Source organism: Rahnella sp. CG8, assembly GCF_023701875.1.
GTDB lineage: Bacteria > Pseudomonadota > Gammaproteobacteria > Enterobacterales > Enterobacteriaceae > Rahnella > Rahnella aceris.
In genome coordinates, this window is record NZ_JABAED010000021.1 from 1 (window position 1) to 17,961 (window position 17,961).

General features: G+C 53.1%; 16 protein-coding genes. 2 read left to right on the forward strand and 14 right to left on the reverse strand.

Annotation, left to right across the window (positions count from 1 at the left end):
• The first annotated feature begins 297 nt into the window (after positions 1-297).
• Positions 298-1,596 carry an MFS family transporter gene (locus HGO41_RS18370; protein WP_013574070.1) on the forward strand — a complete coding sequence of 433 codons (1,299 nt, stop codon included), beginning with the start codon at positions 298-300 and terminating at the stop codon, positions 1,594-1,596.
• Positions 1,597-1,785: 189 nt separating this feature from the next.
• Here the strand turns inward: HGO41_RS18370 and pssA are convergent, their stop codons facing one another.
• The 4 genes from pssA to trxC all read right to left on the reverse strand — a co-directional run bounded on the left by pssA (position 1,786) and on the right by trxC (position 7,231).
• On the reverse strand, positions 1,786-3,141 hold the full coding sequence (gene pssA, locus HGO41_RS18375; protein WP_153376683.1) for a CDP-diacylglycerol--serine O-phosphatidyltransferase: 1,356 nt from the start codon (positions 3,139-3,141) through the stop codon (positions 1,786-1,788).
• Positions 3,142-3,225: 84 nt separating this feature from the next.
• Complete coding sequence (locus HGO41_RS18385; RefSeq protein WP_250981288.1) at positions 3,226-5,946, reverse strand: bifunctional acetate--CoA ligase family protein/GNAT family N-acetyltransferase; 2,721 nt, start codon at positions 5,944-5,946, stop codon at positions 3,226-3,228.
• Between the two features lie 31 nt (positions 5,947-5,977).
• A complete protein-coding gene (locus tag HGO41_RS18390; protein WP_013574073.1) occupies positions 5,978-6,682 on the reverse strand; it encodes a tRNA-uridine aminocarboxypropyltransferase in 705 nt (234 codons plus the stop codon).
• A gap of 129 nt (positions 6,683-6,811) precedes the next feature.
• Positions 6,812-7,231 (reverse strand): thioredoxin TrxC, encoded by a 420-nt coding sequence (trxC, locus tag HGO41_RS18395; RefSeq protein WP_013574074.1) that lies wholly within the window; start codon positions 7,229-7,231, stop codon positions 6,812-6,814.
• A 244-nt stretch (positions 7,232-7,475) separates the two neighbouring features.
• On the opposite strand from trxC, the gene HGO41_RS18400 reads away from it, so the two are divergent.
• Positions 7,476-8,579: a tRNA/rRNA methyltransferase gene (locus HGO41_RS18400; protein WP_013574075.1), complete on the forward strand. Its 1,104-nt coding sequence runs from the start codon at positions 7,476-7,478 to the stop codon at positions 8,577-8,579.
• A 75-nt stretch (positions 8,580-8,654) separates the two neighbouring features.
• On the opposite strand, the gene emrB is transcribed toward HGO41_RS18400, so the two are convergent.
• The 10 genes from emrB to proX all read right to left on the reverse strand — a co-directional run bounded on the left by emrB (position 8,655) and on the right by proX (position 17,948).
• Complete coding sequence (gene emrB / locus HGO41_RS18405; RefSeq protein WP_015689403.1) at positions 8,655-10,190, reverse strand: multidrug efflux MFS transporter permease subunit EmrB; 1,536 nt, start codon at positions 10,188-10,190, stop codon at positions 8,655-8,657.
• Between the two features lie 17 nt (positions 10,191-10,207).
• Entirely contained in the window at positions 10,208-11,383 is a 1,176-nt protein-coding gene (gene emrA / locus HGO41_RS18410; protein ID WP_013574077.1) for a multidrug efflux MFS transporter periplasmic adaptor subunit EmrA, read from the reverse strand.
• Between the two features lie 25 nt (positions 11,384-11,408).
• Positions 11,409-12,863 carry an efflux transporter outer membrane subunit gene (locus HGO41_RS18415; protein ID WP_250981289.1) on the reverse strand — a complete coding sequence of 485 codons (1,455 nt, stop codon included), beginning with the start codon at positions 12,861-12,863 and terminating at the stop codon, positions 11,409-11,411.
• A gap of 23 nt (positions 12,864-12,886) precedes the next feature.
• Positions 12,887-13,408 carry a transcriptional repressor MprA gene (gene mprA, locus HGO41_RS18420; RefSeq protein WP_013574079.1) on the reverse strand — a complete coding sequence of 174 codons (522 nt, stop codon included), beginning with the start codon at positions 13,406-13,408 and terminating at the stop codon, positions 12,887-12,889.
• A 174-nt stretch (positions 13,409-13,582) separates the two neighbouring features.
• Complete coding sequence (gene ygaH, locus HGO41_RS18425; RefSeq protein WP_013574080.1) at positions 13,583-13,921, reverse strand: L-valine transporter subunit YgaH; 339 nt, start codon at positions 13,919-13,921, stop codon at positions 13,583-13,585.
• Positions 13,911-14,672: an AzlC family ABC transporter permease gene (locus tag HGO41_RS18430; RefSeq protein WP_126124630.1), complete on the reverse strand. Its 762-nt coding sequence runs from the start codon at positions 14,670-14,672 to the stop codon at positions 13,911-13,913. The genes ygaH and HGO41_RS18430 overlap by 11 nt, the downstream gene beginning before the upstream one ends.
• Before the next feature lie 174 nt (positions 14,673-14,846).
• Positions 14,847-16,031 carry an MFS transporter gene (locus HGO41_RS18435; RefSeq protein WP_250981290.1) on the reverse strand — a complete coding sequence of 395 codons (1,185 nt, stop codon included), beginning with the start codon at positions 16,029-16,031 and terminating at the stop codon, positions 14,847-14,849.
• Positions 16,032-16,200: 169 nt separating this feature from the next.
• Positions 16,201-16,632: a type II toxin-antitoxin system HicB family antitoxin gene (locus tag HGO41_RS18440; protein WP_013574083.1), complete on the reverse strand. Its 432-nt coding sequence runs from the start codon at positions 16,630-16,632 to the stop codon at positions 16,201-16,203.
• A gap of 21 nt (positions 16,633-16,653) precedes the next feature.
• Positions 16,654-16,836 carry a type II toxin-antitoxin system HicA family toxin gene (locus HGO41_RS18445; protein ID WP_013574084.1) on the reverse strand — a complete coding sequence of 61 codons (183 nt, stop codon included), beginning with the start codon at positions 16,834-16,836 and terminating at the stop codon, positions 16,654-16,656.
• 116 nt (positions 16,837-16,952) lie between these two features.
• Positions 16,953-17,948: a glycine betaine/L-proline ABC transporter substrate-binding protein ProX gene (gene proX, locus HGO41_RS18450; protein ID WP_013574085.1), complete on the reverse strand. Its 996-nt coding sequence runs from the start codon at positions 17,946-17,948 to the stop codon at positions 16,953-16,955.
• Between the last annotated feature and the right edge of the window lie 13 nt (positions 17,949-17,961).

Here is a 17,961-nt window from a genome sequence, read left to right on the forward strand (position 1 = left end):
CAGAAGTGAAACGCCGTAGCGCCGATGGTAGTGTGGGGTCTCCCCATGCGAGAGTAGGGAACTGCCAGGCATCAAATAAGTGGAAAGCCCCGTACGAAAGTACGGGGCTTTTTGCTATGCGGAATTTAACTAAAAGTTACCTTTAACCACGCGCTGCATCACAAAAAACAACGCAAACGCAGGTAACTCGTCAACTTTCCTCTCTTCCTTATCCATTCGTTGCTTAACTCAATATTTCCTATCGATAAAAAATAGTCATAACCACGCTTATAGCAGGAACTATTGGGAGAAAATAATATGAAGGATACTCTGGGATCTCAATCTGAGAATCATGATCAGCAAGATAAGAAGAAACGTATTTTTGCGATTGTGGGGGCATCTTCGGGAAATCTGGTCGAATGGTTTGACTTCTACGTCTATTCCTTTTGTTCGCTCTATTTTGCTTCTTCATTTTTCCCCAGCGGAAACAGTACAACCCAGTTATTACAAACTGCAGGCGTTTTTGCCGCAGGATTCTTTATGCGCCCTATTGGAGGATGGTTATTTGGTTATATCGCCGATAAACATGGGCGCAAAAACTCAATGATGATCTCGGTCTGCATGATGTGCTGCGGTTCGCTGGTGATCGCCTGTTTGCCAACCTACGCGACGATAGGCAGCTGGGCACCGGTCTTATTACTGGTCGCCCGTCTATTCCAGGGGCTTTCTGTTGGTGGGGAATACGGAACAAGCGCAACTTATATGAGTGAAGTTGCGATTAAAGGACGTCGCGGTTTTTATGCTTCATTTCAGTATGTGACCTTGATCGGTGGGCAACTATTAGCACTTCTGGTTCTGGTTATACTGCAGCAGATATTCTCCAATGATGAGCTTAAATCCTGGGCGTGGCGGATCCCCTTTGCCTTAGGCGCTGTGCTTGCTGTCGTGGCGTTGTTCCTGCGGCGTTCACTGAACGAAACATCAGATAAACAAACTCGTGAGCATAAAGATGCTGGTACCCTCTCGGGTTTATGGAAGCATAAAAAGGCATTTATGATGGTATTAGGGTTCACGGCGGCAGGATCCCTGACCTTCTATACCTTCACCACTTATATGCAAAAATATCTGGTGAATACTGCCGGGATGGATACCAAAACAGCGAGTGCCTTAATGACCGTCGCCCTGTTTGTCTTTATGTGTTTGCAGCCTATTATTGGCGGGCTCTCGGATAAAATAGGTCGACGCAGTTCTATGTTGATATTCAGCGGCCTGGCGACTGTTTTCACCATCCCGATTTTGTATATTCTGCAAACCGTTACCAGTCCTTATATCGCCTTCGGACTTATTGTTTTGGCACTGCTGATTGTCAGTTTTTACACATCAATCAGCGGATTATTAAAGGCGGAAATGTTCCCGCCGGAAGTGAGGGCATTGGGTGTCGGATTATCTTATGCGGTTGCAAATGCTGTGTTTGGTGGTTCGGCAGAATATGTCGCCCTGACCTTTAAATCCTGGAATATAGAGGAAGTATTTTTCTGGTATGTCTGCGTAATGTGTTTGATCGCTTTGGTGGTATCGATGAAATTGCACCGCAAAGGAAAGGAAATACAGCTGTAATTCTTACGGAGAGAGTGCAGGGATGCACTTTTAATAATGGATAAGATGGTAAGCGCTGTAGCCAGCAGCTGCGCCTGCTATAAGCATAATGACAGGAAGCCTGAGAGCCAGGAGAATTTTTGCATCACAAAGTGGAATTCCAAATACAAAAAAGCCCGATCACGATGATCAGGCTTTCAGTATAGCCAATTACAGAATCCGGCTGATTAATCTGTCGATACGTATCCGGCGCAGACGGCGGATAAGCTTACGGACTTTCACCGGGTAATTAGGAATACTTTCCAGCTCCATATAATGCGAGACAACCTGCGTGTGCTGGCGTATTTCTTCCAGTTCTTTGTGTCGCGCGATCGCCAGCTCTTTATGCGGATCATGGATCAAAATGGCATTCTCCAAATCCAGACGCCAGGCGCGAGGATTCAGGTTATTACCGGTAATAAGTTGCCAGCGGTCATCCACCCACATTCCCTTCAGGTGATAGCTGTTATCACCGTCTTTCCACAGGCGGACAATCAACTGTCCGCTGTCCACGAAGCGTTGTAAACGGCTCAGGAAACGACGCAGATTAATTTCATACAAATACGGTAAGGCACCGATGATTTTGAATGGCTGATCCTGCGGAATATAAAAATCGTTTGCGGTTTTGTCACCCACGATAATTTCAACCTGCTTACCACGACGCAGCAGATGAATAATATTACGTGCCAGCATGGCAGGCATATTGAAATAAGGCGTACACAACGTCAGCTTATGTTCCGTACTGGCCATGAGATGATGGATAGTTCGGTTAAGCTCATTTTGTTTGCCCAGACCGACGATAGGGGTCACTGCCAGCTCATCATTCCCTGCGCTGTCTTTGAAATGATAACCGCTGCTGCGCAGATTCTGACGGAACTGACGCGTTTCGTTTTTAATCTCAATGCTTTTCGGGCGATCTTCACGATCAAGACGCTGTACCGCTGCGGCTGTCAGGATCGACTTCTTCATAAAGTCGATCATGGCATCTGCCAGCGGGGCGTTGGACAGTAACTGATAGCGATCGTAGCGGTATTTTTCATGACGATGCAGATAAACATCATTGAGGCTCGCGCCGCTGTAGATCACCTGATCGTCAATAACAAAGCCTTTGAGATGCAAAACACCTAACGCTTCACGGGTATTGACCGGAACGCCATACACCGGCACGGAAAGCTCAGGATGCTCTTTTGCCATGCGACAATACCAGTCAGCATTGGTGTTTGACGCTGCCGCGCCAATGCGACCACGCTGCGCGCGGTGCCAGTCAACCAGCACACAAATCTCCAGTTCAGGACGTTGCTGCTTGGCGGCATATAGCGCCGACAATACATCACGACCGCCATCATCGTTCTCTAAATAGAGCGCGACCAGATAAATCCGTTGGGTGGCGTTGGCAATGGCTTCGAGCAGCGTCTTACGGAAATCTGCAGGGCAGTAGAGTGTTTTTACAGCATCAACCGTTTGGGGGAGTTTGGGCAACTGAGCAAGGTGTTGTTGATGTTTATTACGTTTAAATTTTGACAACATCACAGTGCGCTTCTTCTCTCTTCATGTAATGGCTTTAGCGGCACAAGCAGACAGTGGTAACCGCACAATCGGTCGATAATACCATTAGTCCTGCCCCATGTGCGCATCTTTTGCCTGTTCATGGCGCAGGCTCGCGGCTTTCTGCTGCGAAATCCGGGTCTTTTCCAGTGCCAGTGAGAGGTTCACAATGCCGTCCTGGATCTGAATATCGACGTCGAATTCGAGTTTTCTGGCCAGCGTGATCATGCCACGGTTATTGGGCATCGTAATGCCGGTCAGACGTTGCAGGCCGTGCTCTGCCGCGTAATGGATCATCTTATCAAGCAGCCGCCTTCCGAGCCCCAGACCTTTCAGATCCGACCGCACCAGTACCGAGAATTCAGCATCAATATTATCCGGATCCGAGACCGCCCGGGTGACGCCAATAATTTCACTTTCATCATTCACAGTACGAATGGCGACGAACGCCATTTCACGGTCGTAGTCGATCTGTGTCATGTTCGCTAAATCTTCATGGGTGAACTCATTGATCTCACTGAAGTAGCGGTAATACAGGTCTTCCTTAGTGACTTTCAGGATAAATGCTTTAAGCAGCGGCTCATCTTCCGGAAGGATTGGCCGGAACAATGCCGGTGATCCGTCTTTCAGTATAACGCGCTCTTCCAACTCGCGCGGATAAGGGCGAATCGCCAGTCGTGACGGTGCCTCTGCTCCCTGTGCACAAAGCTGCATGGACACATCCAGCAGGCTGAGCTCACTGCCGGAAATCAGCAGAGGATGGATATCCAGCCGTTCGATCTCCGGGCAGTCGATAATCAGGTTCGACACATTCACCAGCAACTGACTCAGCGCCGGTATATCAAGAGGATGCAGGGCATGGCGGCCACGAATTTTTCCACTCTTCAGCGCCTGAACTACCTGATAACGTGCAAGCGTCATGTTCAGCGGCGGCAGGGAAATCGCCGCCTGTCTTTCAGGTCGCCAGTCGGTACCGCCTTCGGCCAGCATGATCAGCGGGCCGAATACCGGATCCTGTTCGACCACCACGCGCAATTCTTGTGAGCCTGGCCGGTTGGCCATGGTTTGCACCAGCAGCCCCAGAATTCTCGCTTGCGGAAACGCCTGTCTGGCACGGTCAAAAATGGCATTCGCCGCCTGCGCGACTTCGCTGGCGGTACGCAGATATAACATCACGCCCTGTACTTCAGAATTATGCGGGATGTCAGGGGAGCGCAATTTCAGCGCCACCGGATAACCCACCTGGCTGGCGATATTCACCGCTTCTGCGCTGTCGCTGGCAATCCACGTCGGCAGCACATTCATGCCGTACGCCTGCAAAATCGGGCGTACCTCATGTGTATCCAGCTGTGTCGTGCCTTCCGCCAGTGTGCGGGCGATCAACTGATGCGCCTGATCAGTGTTCTGCTCGAGGTCGGCCGGAAGTGCCGGTGTTTCTTTCAGCTGCTTTTGGTTCCGGCGATATTCCACCATATGCATAAACGCCGTCACCGTTCCTTCCGGTGTCCGGTAAGTCGGGATCCCGGCTTCGGTGAATAACTTGCGGGCTTCCTGCGAGGAAAACTCGCCGCACCAGTTGGTTAGCAGCGTGATGTATTTGCCACGCGAATGCTTATGCACAGCATCGATCAGATGGCTGGCGGTCACCGTACCGTGTGCGACGGCGCTGGGGGCGTGGATCACCAGCAGCGCATCGTAATCAGTGCTGTCCAGCAGGGTGGTCATCACAGCCTGATACAGCTGCGGTGTGGCGTCATCATGCAAATCCAGCGGATTCGAGACGGCAATATTGTCAGGCAGAATGGCACTCAGTTTTTGGCAGGTTTCATCGCTCAGTTTCGCCAGTTTGCCGTTACGCGAAAGCAACTGATCCAGCGCCATCGCGGCAGGAGCGGCACCGTTACTGATGATAAACAAACGCTCACCGCGTAACGGGCGCATATGGCTCAGCGTTTCAACGGCGGAAAACAGCTCGTGCGTATCCTGCACGCGCAGTAAACCGGCGCGCTGAATAGCCGCATTATAGGCGGCGTCGAGGCTAAGCGGGCTGTTGAGTAATTGCTGCGCCTGTCCGCTGCGACCACTTTTGATCACCAGAATCGGTTTATTGCGTGAGGCACTGCGGGAGGCAGAAAGAAAGCGCCGTGCATCGCTGATGTGTTCGAGATAGAGCAAAATAGCGCTGGTTTTACTGTCGCGGGCGAGGAAATCGAGCAGGTCATCGACATCAATATCCAGGCTGTCGCCCAGTGATACGAAATAGGAAAAGCCGACGGCACGCTGTTGCGCCCAGTCCAGAATCGTATTGGCGACCGCAGCCGATTGCGAAATAAACGCCAGCTTACCGGGCAGGATGGGCACCGGCGAAAAACTGGCGTTTAGTTTTTGCCACGGTGCAAGAATGCCCAGGCTGTTGGGTCCGAGCAGGCGCATCGAAAAGCGCTGGGCGCTGGTTTTGAGTTCAACGAATTGTTGTGGCTGTGAGGAAAGCACAATGACCGTCTTGCAGCCACGTTCGCCGAGCTGTTCGAGCAATGCAAGATTGCGGTCAGCGTGGGTACAGAGAATGGCGAGATCGGGCGACATCGGCAGGCTGGCGACATCCCGCCAGGTCAGTACGCCGCACACCGCGCGATAAGCGGGTGTAACCGGCAGCACCGGGCCATTGAATCCGCTGTCGAGCAGATTGCGCATCATCAGATATCCGGCCCGCCCCGGTTTATTGCTCGCGCCAATGACCGCGATAGATTCAGGTCGTAATAAGGCTTCCAGTCCGCGCTGACTCATAACGTCTCCGGTTCATCATGTTCCCATGATTCTAGAGGTTTTCTTCGTTCTTTGCTGTGAGCTGGTGCACCGGATGATGGGGTTTTCCGGCCAGATACTGGGTGCGGAAATGGGTAAAGTGGCGTGAGAGGCCCGCTGAAGCATCGAGATCACCGGCTTTTTCCAGCAGGGCGGCGGCCACTTCCACGGTGCAATGCAGTTCCGGGCGCGAGGCTTCCCGAAGGATATAGCCGGAGCTGGCGCTTACATCGAGAGAGAAAACCGGCAAATTATCCAGATACGGGCTTTTGCGGAACATTTTGCGCGCTTCGTTCCAGGTGCCGTCGAGCATAATGAATAAAGGCGGTTTGCTGCCCGCCGGAACTTCGGTAAACACCTGACGCGGCGGTTCGGCGAAAGAGGCGGGAAACACCACATAAGCCTGACGCTGCGGGTCCGCAATTGCTTCCAGCAGAGCCGGATCGGTTTGCGTGCGTGACCACAAAAACGCCTGCGTATCCGGCAACACGTCCGCGATTAAGCGACCCGTATTGCTCGGTTTCATCGGCTCCGTGTCAAACATCACCAGACAAAAACGGCTGGTGGCCTGATGAATTTCGCGCGTGGCGCAGATGCAGTGGCGTTTGGGCAACAGGCAGGTCTGACAGCGTATCGCCCGTGAACCACGCGCAAGAAAAGGACGGGTGGATCGGGCTAAACGCTGCTCACGCAGGCGAAGGACGGCATTGTCTGACATAGGCATTCCGGTATGCGAAAAACGGCTATTCTAATCGCCCGGTGGTGGCAGGCAAGTGGCTTGTGTTCGGAACAGAAAAAGGCCCGTGCGGTGACGGGCCTTCAGCAGGGCTTTATAGCGGCTTATGCGTTACAATGATTCATTAAGCCAGTTGTTGAACGGTGCTTTAGGCATTGCTCCACTCAACATATCGACCATTTTGCCTTCATTAAACACCATAATGGTCGGAATACTGCGGATACGGAACCGCGCGCTCAGTTCAGGTTCAGCTTCGGTATTAACCTTGATGAAGCGGATTTTACCGGCGCGTTCCTGTGCAACGTCTTCAAAAATCGGCGCAAAGTTAACACAAGGGCCACACCACGGTGCCCAGAAATCGACAACCACCGGCAGATCATCCTGCAGGTATTTGTCCAGCGTGGCGGCAGTCGCGTGAATGACATCGCCTTCAAAAAGTGCATGACCGCAACGGCCGCATTTTGCGCCGTCGTCGATACGATCCTCAGGCAGGCGGTTGGTGGCCTGACATGATGAACAAACCGTATTCATAAAATAGCCTCTACATTGCTTAACGTGAGAATGGTATCAACCACAACCCCGGTTTTATCCTTAAAAGCGGTAAAGAACACGGCTGATATGTTACTTATATGTTGTAAGTATGGGGTCGATACGTCACGTAAACAACGTGGTTTATTCAATGATTACGATAGTTTTTAGCTTTTGGTCCAAAGCCTGTGGCTTAGCTCACAGACATCAGGTAATCTTCGCGCCCTGCGCGTAGGTGGAGAGAAAAATGAACGATTCATTCAGTGGCAAGAACGGCAAAGTCAAAGTGATGTACGTCCGCAGTGACGACGACGGCGATAACCGCAATAACGATAAACGTCCTTCTAACAATAAAGGACGTCCGGGCGATAAACCTCGCCAGGGTTCCCGTCCAGACGATGCCCGCCGCAATGAGCGTCGCAGCAGCGATTCCCGTGGCGATTCCCGCGGACCGGCACCACGCCGTGGTGATGATCGCCCGCGTCGTCCGGCGCGTGACGACGACGGCCCGTACTCTTCGCCGTGGAAAACAGTTTCACGTCCGCCGGCAGATGAATCTGTTCCGGATCACGGCGGTATCAGCGGTAAAAGCTTTATCGATCCTGAACAACTGCGTCGTCAGCGTCAGGAAGAAACCCGTGTGTATGGCGAAAACGCCTGTCAGGCACTGTTTGCCAGCCGTCCGGACGCGATTGTGCGTGCATGGTTTGTGCAGTCCGTGACTCCGCGTTTCCGCGAAGCGCTGCGCTGGATGGCGGCGAACCGCAAAGCCTACCATGTGGTTGAAGATGACGAACTGGCGAAAGCCTCCGGCACCGAACACCACGGCGGCGTGTGCTTCCTGATCAAAAAACGTCAGGGTCTGGATGCAGAAACGTATCTGCAAACGGCTCCGGCGAAAGACTGTGTGCTGGCGCTGGAAAACGTCGGTAACCCGCACAACCTCGGCGGTATCATGCGTTCTTGTGCGCATTTTGGTATCAACGGGATGATGGTTCAGGATCCGGCCCAGCTGGAATCTGGCGCAGCAGTCCGTACCGCTGAAGGCGGCGCAGAACACGTTAAAGCCATCAGTGCGGATAACTTCCTTGAAGTGCTGGAAACCTTCCGTAAAGCGGGATACACCATCGTGACCACGTCGAGCCATAAAGGTACGGCGCTGGGCAAAGCGCAGTTACCGGCCAAAATGGTGCTGGTGCTGGGCGAAGAAAGTGATGGTTTATCTGACAGCGCATGGCAGCAGGGCGACCTGAGCGTGTCTATCGGCGGTACCGGTAAAGTGGAAAGCCTCAACGTTTCCGTGGCATCCGGTATTTTGCTGGCAGAATGGTGGCGTCAGAACCAGGCGTAATCGCCCGGTTTCAGCCATAAAAAACGGACGCATAAGGCGTCCGTTTTGCTTTCTGACATTCAGGGTTTATCTGAATCAGTGCGCACCACCCGCGCCACCGCCACTGGTGAATGGCGGTCGGGCGAACCAGATTAAAATCAGCAACACCAGGAACGCCCCGCCGGATAACCAGAAAATCTCGTTGGCAGAGATAATTAATCCCTGATTGGTGATCTCCCGCGCTATCCATCCTGAAGCCTGCTGGTGGCTCATACCGAGACCTTCGAGCTGCTGATAAGTCTGCGTCGCCGCCGGATTATACGGCGTGATGTTTTCCGTTAACTGGGCGTGATGCAGCGATTCACGGTTCGACCATAACGTGGTGGTGATTGACGTACCAATCGACCCCGCCAGTGTACGGATAAAGTTCGACAGACTCGATGCCGCCGCCATCCGTTCCGGCGGTAATCCCGACAGAATAATGGTGGTCAGCGGCATGAAGAAGCAACCCACCGCGAAGCCCTGAATAAACTGCGGCCAGGCGGATGCGCCAAAATCCATCCCCGGTTCGAACGTATACGCACGCCAGAAGAAGCAGTAGGCATACATGATAAAGCTGAAGGTCACCAGCTTTCGCATATCCAGACGGTGCGCGAAACGCCCGATAATCGGCGACATCAGTACCGGCAAAATACCCACCGGCGCGGACGCCAGACCGGCCCAGGTGGCGGTATACCCGTAAACCTCCTGCAACAGCTGCGGCAGCAACACAATCGCGCCGAAGTAGAGCATGTAGGCCAGGCTGATACACAGCACGCCGATGGTAAAGTTTCGCGATTTAAACAGTGACAAGTCGACGATCGGATGGTCGTCGGTCAGTTCCCAGACCACAAGGAAACAGAGCGCGACCACCGCCACGACCGCCAGCACGATAATTTCCGTCGAGTTAAACCAGTCGAGTTCTTTACCCCGGTCGAGCATCACCTGCAAGGCACCGATACCCAGCACCAGCAGCACTAATCCCACACTGTCGATCGGACGGATCTGCGTGGCGGTTTCGCGTCCCTTCAGCGTTCTGAGCGTCAGGAACACCACGGCCAGACCGATCGGCACGTTAATAAAGAAGATCCATCCCCAGTGATAGTTATCACTGATATACCCGCCGAGGATCGGCCCGCAAATCGGGGCGACGATCACCGTCATCGACCAGAGCGCGAGCGCGGTACTCCGCTTGGCCGGTGGATAGTTATTCAGTAACAGACTTTGTGATAACGGGATCAGCGGACCTGCCACCACGCCCTGCAACACACGGAAGAAGATCAGCATTTCCAGACTGTTGGACATCCCGCACAACCATGAAGCGAGGGCGAACAGTACTGTGGACCACAGGAACAGTTTGACCTCACCGATGCGTTTTGCCAGCCAGCCGGTGATCGGGATCGAGATGGCATTCGCCACCCCGAATGAGGTGATAACCCAGGTACCCTGTGAGTTCGAGGCACCCAGATTCCCGGCGATGGTCGGGATCGCCACGTTGGCGATCGTCGAATCCAGCACCTGCATAAAGGTGGCCATAGACAAAGCCACCGTCATCCAGGCCAGCGGGGCGCCTACCAGCGGTTTATTTGCCACAGAGGCCTCCGGATGTTTTAGCCTGCATTGGCATGTATAACGTCAGCAATAATGGCGTTAACCGGTGCCAGATCCAGCGTCAGTGCTGAAGTCTGATACAACGGTTCGGTACGGACTTTATCGGCCAGCACCAGGCCATCGCGATTCTGAGTATCAACCGTTACCAGTGTCGATAAACCGATACGCAGCGGATGTTCAGCCACTTCCTGATCGTTAAGTTCGATACGAACCGGCAGACGCTGAACCACTTTGATCCAGTTGCCGGTGGCATTTTGCGCAGGTAACAGCGAGAACGCGCCGCCGGTGCCCATGTCCATACCGACGACTTTGCCGTGGTATTTCACGTCATCGCCATACATATCGCTGACCACGGTTGCCACCTGACCAATACGCATATTCGCCAGCTGGGTTTCTTTAAAGTTGGCATCAACCCAGATGTGATGCGCTGGCACCACGGCCATCAGGGACGTTGTCGGGCTGATCTGCTGGCCGATTTGTACGGCACGGCGTGAAACGAAACCGTCAACAGGGCTGCGCACTTTAGTCCGTTGCAGGGCAAGCCATGCGTCACGAACCTGCGCGGCGGCCTGCAGAACTTGCGGCTGTTTATCGACCGGCGTATCCAGAATCATCGCCTGATTGGCGTTGTACTGCTGAACGGCGACATCGTATTGCGCTTTCGCGGTATCGACGGCGTCACGGGCGTGTTGCAGTTCTTCGCGGCCAATGGCATCGACATTACCCAGCACAATGCGGCGCTTAAGGTCAGTCTGTGCCTGTTGCAGCTGGGTCTGACGCAGCGCGATATTGGCCTGATATTGCTTGCCGTTGATGATCAACTGATGCGTCTGACGCACGCTGTTCGCCAGCGCCGTTTTAGAGCGCTCGAAAGCCTGCTCTGCATCGGTCGGATCGAGGGTCACCAGCACGTCGCCTTTTTTCACAAAGTCGGTGCTGTCGAAGTTGACGTCGGTCACGCTGCCCGACACCTGCGCCATAATCTGTACCTGATTACCGGCCACGTAAGCATCGTCGGTAGACTGGAAATGACGTAATACCAGCAGCCAGTAGAACAGGTAGGCGATGGCAATAATAATGAAAATTCCGGTTAACAAGAGCATCGCGACTTTGCGCGTCTTTTTCTTATTTTTCGGAGCTTGCGGCGTTGCCTGAGTGTCGGCATTTGCGCTCATGGTCTTCTCCACACTGAGTCTTTTATTATGATTTTTGGTCCGCGGCAGGGGCCTGATAGCCACCCCCAAGCGCACGGATGAGACTGATTTTTGCCTGCATCAACTGACTGCTGGCAGTGAGTTGCGCCTGCTGTTGTTGCAGGAGCGCTGACTGGCTGGTTAACAGCTCATCCCGTCCGATGACGCCAGCGTTGTATCTTGCATCTGAAACGCGATACACCTCTTCCAGCGATTTAGCGGCAGAAGACGCCTGCTGCAATTGTTCAACGCTGCTTTTCGAGACAGTAATGGCATCCGCAGTTTGCTGGATGGCGTTCAGGATGGTCTGGTTATACGACTCAACAGACTGGTCATATAACGCGGACTCTTCGCCCAGTTTGGAGCGCAGCGCACCGGCGTGGAAAATTGGCAGCGAAATGGCTGGCGCGATATTCCAGGCTTTACTGGCTGCTTCAAAAAGATTCGGGCTGGTGCCGCCGTAGTTGGTGGTTGTCAGACCGCCGAAGGCACTGATGGAAAGGCTTGGATAAAATTCTTTTTTCGCGGCACTGACCCGCTGGGAATAGGACTCCACCAGATCACGTTGTGCAGCGATGTCCGGGCGTTTGCCGAGTAAATCCAGCGTCAGTTCCCCTTTCTGTGCCAGCGCGTCAGGCGACGGCAATGCCACGGCGTGCAGCCCGTTCATGGCATCCGGGCCACGTCCGGTCAGCGCGGAAAGCTGATGTCTTAGCTGTTCGGTTTGCGCTTTCAGATTGATGATTTGCTGTTTGGCACTGTCGGCCTGAGCCTGGGTTTGTTGCGGAATTTCAACACCGTACACGCCTGCCTGATATTGCGCCTTACGCAAATCAGCCAGATGCTGATTATTGTCCACTTCGTGTTGCAGAACATCCTGCAAGGCAAGATCTGCCTGCAACTGATAATAGGCTGACGCCACCGAACTGGTCAGCGTCAGAGCGGCTTCAGCCTGTTCAGCACGGGCGGAATCCACCTGTGCTTTCGCGGCATTCACCTGATTGCGGTATTTCCCCCACCAGTCAAACTCATAGCTCAGATTCAGCCCGAGGCTGTTGCTGCTGTCGTAAATTGGCGCTTCGGGATAGCTGGTCAAAAACGGCGGGATCGTGTTTTTTGCGACACGTTCACGACGCGTTGAACCGTTCAAATCCAGATAAGGGCCATTGGCGGCATCAGCTTCTCCCATCACACTTTGCGCTTCGCGCACGCGGGCGGCTGCCTGACGTAATGATGGCGAGTTTTGCAACGTCGTAGTCATCAGATTATCGAGTTGCGGGTCATTAAGACTGCGCCACCACTGAGGACCGATGGTCAGGGAACTGACTTTTTCCTGCTGCAGATGAAGCTGTTGCGTATCCAGCAGCGACGACTGAGGAGCAATATTATTACTGGAGGCGCAGCCGGCCAACGTCAAAACGGCAAACAGCGGCGTAAGCCTCCAGCGAGCTTGGAGTGACATGTGTGGTTTACCTGAACAGAAATCTAGAATTGTTGTGGTGCTGTCGCATCCATCTGATCAAGGCGAGTTAACAGTTTGCGCGTCAGGGTTTCTAACTGCTTCTGTTCATCTGCGTCTAATGTCGACCAGAGAAAATGCAGGCTCTTATGTTGAGGCGGCAGTAACTTCTGAATAAAGGCTTCACCGTCAGCCGTCAGGTGCAAATGCAGACACCGGCGGTCGTTATCGCTTTCACGGCGTTCGATCCATCCGCGTTTTTCCAACTCATCCGCAATACGGGTGGCGTTGGTACGGGATGAACCTAGCGCAGAGCTTAGCTCCGAAGGCTGAATGCTGTGACTTTCCTGCGCATCAAGGGTGAGTAACGCCATAAACAGCGTTTCATTAATTCCTTGTGCTTTCAGCATCTTATTACGGTTTTCAAGCAATTTACTTTGCATGTGCATACACAGGCGGGTCAGCAGAATTTCCTGATAAGGGAAATCTTTTTGCTTTTTAGCCCGGAAATTCAACATGTTTTCAATTGGCGCGAACGAACTGTCCATATGAGAAGCCTCATTAGTTACGAATGACATAGTAACGATGGTAATTAATAATATCAATGTCATGAATCACCAATTCTTTAGCAATTAGTGTTATTCATAACTCCGGTGAATTATTCGATGTTTAATGTATCAGGCAGACTTTGCCCGGGTGTTGCCTTACGGTAAAAATGGTCCTCAGCTTGCCAGCAGCATCACCTTGAACACCAGGCCGTACACTACGGCACCGGTCAGGGTGGCAATAATGATGCTTTTGGTACGCCAGAAAATCAGTGCGAGCAGAACGAAACCGGCCAGTGACGGCAGCAGTTTTTGTTGATCGCGCAGAATTTCAGGGGTGCCTGAAACCACCAGCAGCGCGCAAATTGACGCGATACCAATGCTGTCGAGCACGCGGGAGAGCGGGCCATTTTTCAGTCCCGATTTCTGCCGCGAACCCAGGCGCAGAGGCAGATACCGGAACAGGTAATTGACGGTGCCGACGAGCAGACAAACCAGAATGACATCAGTGCTCATCTGAGGTTATCTCCGTGGCAGAAGGGGATTGAGGACGTTGCAGCAGGGCGGCAAGGCACCCTGCGGCCAGACCACCGCCTATGGCAGCGGGGATCGACCAGAACAACAGCCCGCCCAGCGCACCGGCCAGTGAGGCGACAAACACTATGCTCTGCTGGCGCTTAAAAGCTGCGAGCAGGAAACTCAGAAACAGCGCCGGTAACATAAATCCCAGCGCGGCTTCGACGGCCGGGAAATTTTCCAGCGGACCATTACCAAACAGTGCACCCACGGCGGTGCCCGATACCCACGACAGCCACGATGACAGCGCAATGCCGCACATCCAGTTTTCACTCCAGCTGCGTTTATCACGGATCAGCCTGGCGGTGGCGGCAGCGAACACTTCGTCCGTCAGGCCGAATGCCCAGAGCGCCGTTTTTTTACCATTGAGCTTTCCCGCCAGGCGATTGCGCAGCGACGGGCCGTACAGCACGTGCCGGACATCCATCGCCATCACGGTCAGGGCGGAAACCCACAACGACATTCCTGCACTGAGCAGCGCGGTGATCACAAACTGGCTGGCGCCAGCGTAGATAAGAATGGAAAACAGCAGACTTTCAGCGGGAGTGAAACCTAGTTTGACCGCGCTGAGCCCGAATGCAAAAGCAATGGGCAGATAACCAATCACGATAGGAAGGCTATCGGTAATACCTTGTGCGAAAGTGGAAACGCGGACGGGGTCAGGTGCTTCGAGATCTGGATTGGTTTGCATGGATATTTGAAACATTGTGAAACCGGATGGTTGCCGGCGAATAATTCATGGCGTAAACATTACCAGACTGTAAGTATTGTTGACACCCTTTGGTTCAAATAAATTTCCCAAATGACTATTCGCAAGCTAATCAGGAGGGGTGATGATTCCCGCCTGATGTAGTTTCGTACGTTATCAGGCCAGTGTGTACTTATGACCCTTCCACCAGACCAGTAAATTCAGTATACACATGACGATGCCTGCTGCTGAGACCCCGTACCAGCCTGCCGCCTGATAGGCTGAAGCCGACACCAGTGAACCTGCCGCACCCCCGATAAAGTACGTCGTCATGTAACCCGCCGTCAGGCGGTTACGCGCTTCCGGCATCGTTTTATAGATAACACTTTGGTTAGTGATGTGTACGCCCTGAACCGAAAGGTCCAAAACGATGATACCGATAATCAGCGAAATCACTGACTGTTGTCCCAGGGCAATCGCAGCCCATGACAGTAACAGCAGCACCAGCCCGGCGGTCGTGGTCAGATGCGCTTTGCCTTTATCCGCCAGATTCCCTGCACGGGTGGCCGCCAGTGCCCCCGCCGCCCCCCCCAGACCAAACAGGCCGATTACCCCTTCGGAATAGTGATACGCCGGGCCAGCCAGCAGGAACGCCATCGACGTCCACAAAATGCTGAAGTTGGCGAAGCAGAACATGCCGATCAGCGCGCGGGTACGTAACACCGGCGTGTGGATGAACAGCGTAAAAATGGATTTCAGCAGTTGTAGATAATTCAGATCCGTTTTTTGCTGATGTTTCGGCAGCTTGCGCCACAGCACCAGCGCCATCACGATCATCAGCGCACTGGCAACCCAGTACACCGTCCGCCAGCCGCCCAGCGACGCCAGCGCACCAGCGACGGTTCGCGCCAGCAGAATACCCAGCAGCAAGCCAGACATAATCAGTCCGACCACTTTACCGCGACGCTCCGGTTCCGCCAGTGTGGCGGCCAGCGGCACCAGAATCTGCGCCACGACCGAGAACAGTCCTGTCAGCGCCGTCCCGACCAGCATGACGGTCAGCGTGGGCGCCATGGCGGTGATCAGCAGTCCGGCGGCGGAAAGCAGCGTCATCAGCACGATTAAACCGCGACGCTCAAACATATCGCCCAGCGGCACGATAAACATCAACCCACAGGCGTAACCGAGCTGCGCCACCGTCACAATAAACCCGGCCTGATTGACGGAAAGATTAAAAGCGCGGGCGATGGTTTCCAGCAACGGCTGCGGATAATAGTTACTGGCGACGGCAAGCCCGGTGGCCACCGCCATCAGAATAATCAGTGCCGGGCTGAGTGGGGAATGTGTGGTCGTTTTTTTCATAATGAGATTTAACAGATCTTATTGAAGAATCAGGGGAAATTCGGATGATGATTATCGTTTTGGTTGAAATATTAAACCAATGAATAGTTTTAATGGCAACTATTTGGTTTTGTAATAGACACAGTGGCAAGGGAGTCGCCAGCAGGAGGGGTTTCCTGCTGTCAGATTGTCAGGTCAGCAATTCTTTACGTGCGGCCATCGCCAGAAAATGGCTGCGGTCGCGATATGACGGATGATTTTTAACTTTATTATCAATGCGTTTGATCAGGGTGTCAGGCAGCGAAATATTGATTCGATGCGCTTTCCCTTCGAATTCCGAGAGATCAATATCAATCAAAAACCAGGTATCGAAGTCGGCATATTCGGGATTAGCGGCATACACCAAATGGCCTGCATCAAAAATATCGTCAACAACAAAGCGTTCGCTTTCGATCAAATCTTCTACTGTCATCAGGATGGCTTCGCGAACCATAGGGGCGATTTCTTCACGGGTATCCGCTGCAGAGAAGCATCCGTAATCAAACGCGGTAAATGCAGGTACCACCATACCGTAAGCGGTTTTGTCATCTTTTGGTGTTTCAAGACCGACTGAAAAGAACATATTCAACCTCCAGTTGCAGGATCATATCCCTGCCATTTTTCTAATGGATTTGAGAGTTCCCACAGGTAAATCATTTTTGGGGTGGGGAACGGGAAAGGTTTTGTTGGTGACAGGTGACCACCAAATTTGATGACTTCCTCCCCGGTGACGCTTGAGTTCACAACCCGCTGCAAGCAGCGCTTTAATCAATTCCGTTGATTTCATGGGCTCTCCTTGGTGATGGATGATTATACACACCAATACACACACCAGCAATCACCCACAAAAAAACGGGCGGAGATCTCTCTCCGCCCGCTGGCCTTACTGAGTCTGTGACTGCGTTATTTCGCCGCAGCAGCCGCTTCTTTTACCCAGCCATCAAATTCTTCCTGATGGGCTTTGATCCAGCCGTCGGTCTGTGCAGCGATATCCGCATCTGAATTTTTACCCGCGTGCATCGCGGCGTTCTGCGCATTGATGTCTTTCAGAGGCAGTTTCATGATGGCAAACAGTTTTGCTGCCGCCGGGTTTTTCTCAGCCCAGGCTTTGTTCGCCACGATGTGCATAGTGCTCACCGGGAAACCGTAGTTTTTGCCATTTGGCAGTTTGGTATCGGCGTTTTTATCCCCTGGCACCACGGAGAACGGTACCTGCATCCACAGCACGTCTTTGCCCGGGATCAGCACATTGCTCACCCAGTACGGCGTCCAGGTGTAATAGAAGATCGGTTTACCTTCTTTGTAACGCGTGATGGTGTCAGCGATCATCGCAGAGTAGTTACCCTGATTGTGCGTCACGGTCGGTTCAAGACCATAGGCTTTCAGCTGTTCATTCAGCGCCGCTTCGCAGCCCCAGCCCGGTGTACAACCGGTCAGATCGGCTTTGCCGTCGCCGTTGGTATCAAACAGTTTGGCCAGTTTCGGGTCTTTCAGCTGTTCGATATTAGTGATGTGGTATTTCTCAGCGGTTTTCTTATCGATCAGCCAGCCCTGTGCCGCGCCGGTCACGTAAGTCCCTTCACGGTAAAACACTTTGTCGCCACCGGCGGCTTTGTACATTTCATCATGCAGTGGCGACCAGTTGACGGCGGTGAAAGTGGCATCACCGGCAGCCAGGGTGGTGTAGCCGACGTTGTAATCGACCTCGCGGGTTGGCTGAACGTCATAGCCCAGTTTCTCCAGCGCCTTGCTTACCAGTTCTGTCTGAAAAGACTCTTCGCTGATGGTGCTCTGAACGGGTGTCACGCTGATGCCTTTACCCGGCAGATCGGCGGCGAATGTGGTGGCTGTTGCAAATGTGGTGAGGGCGGCAACTGCCCAGATTCCTGTCTTTTTCATAAATTCCTCGATT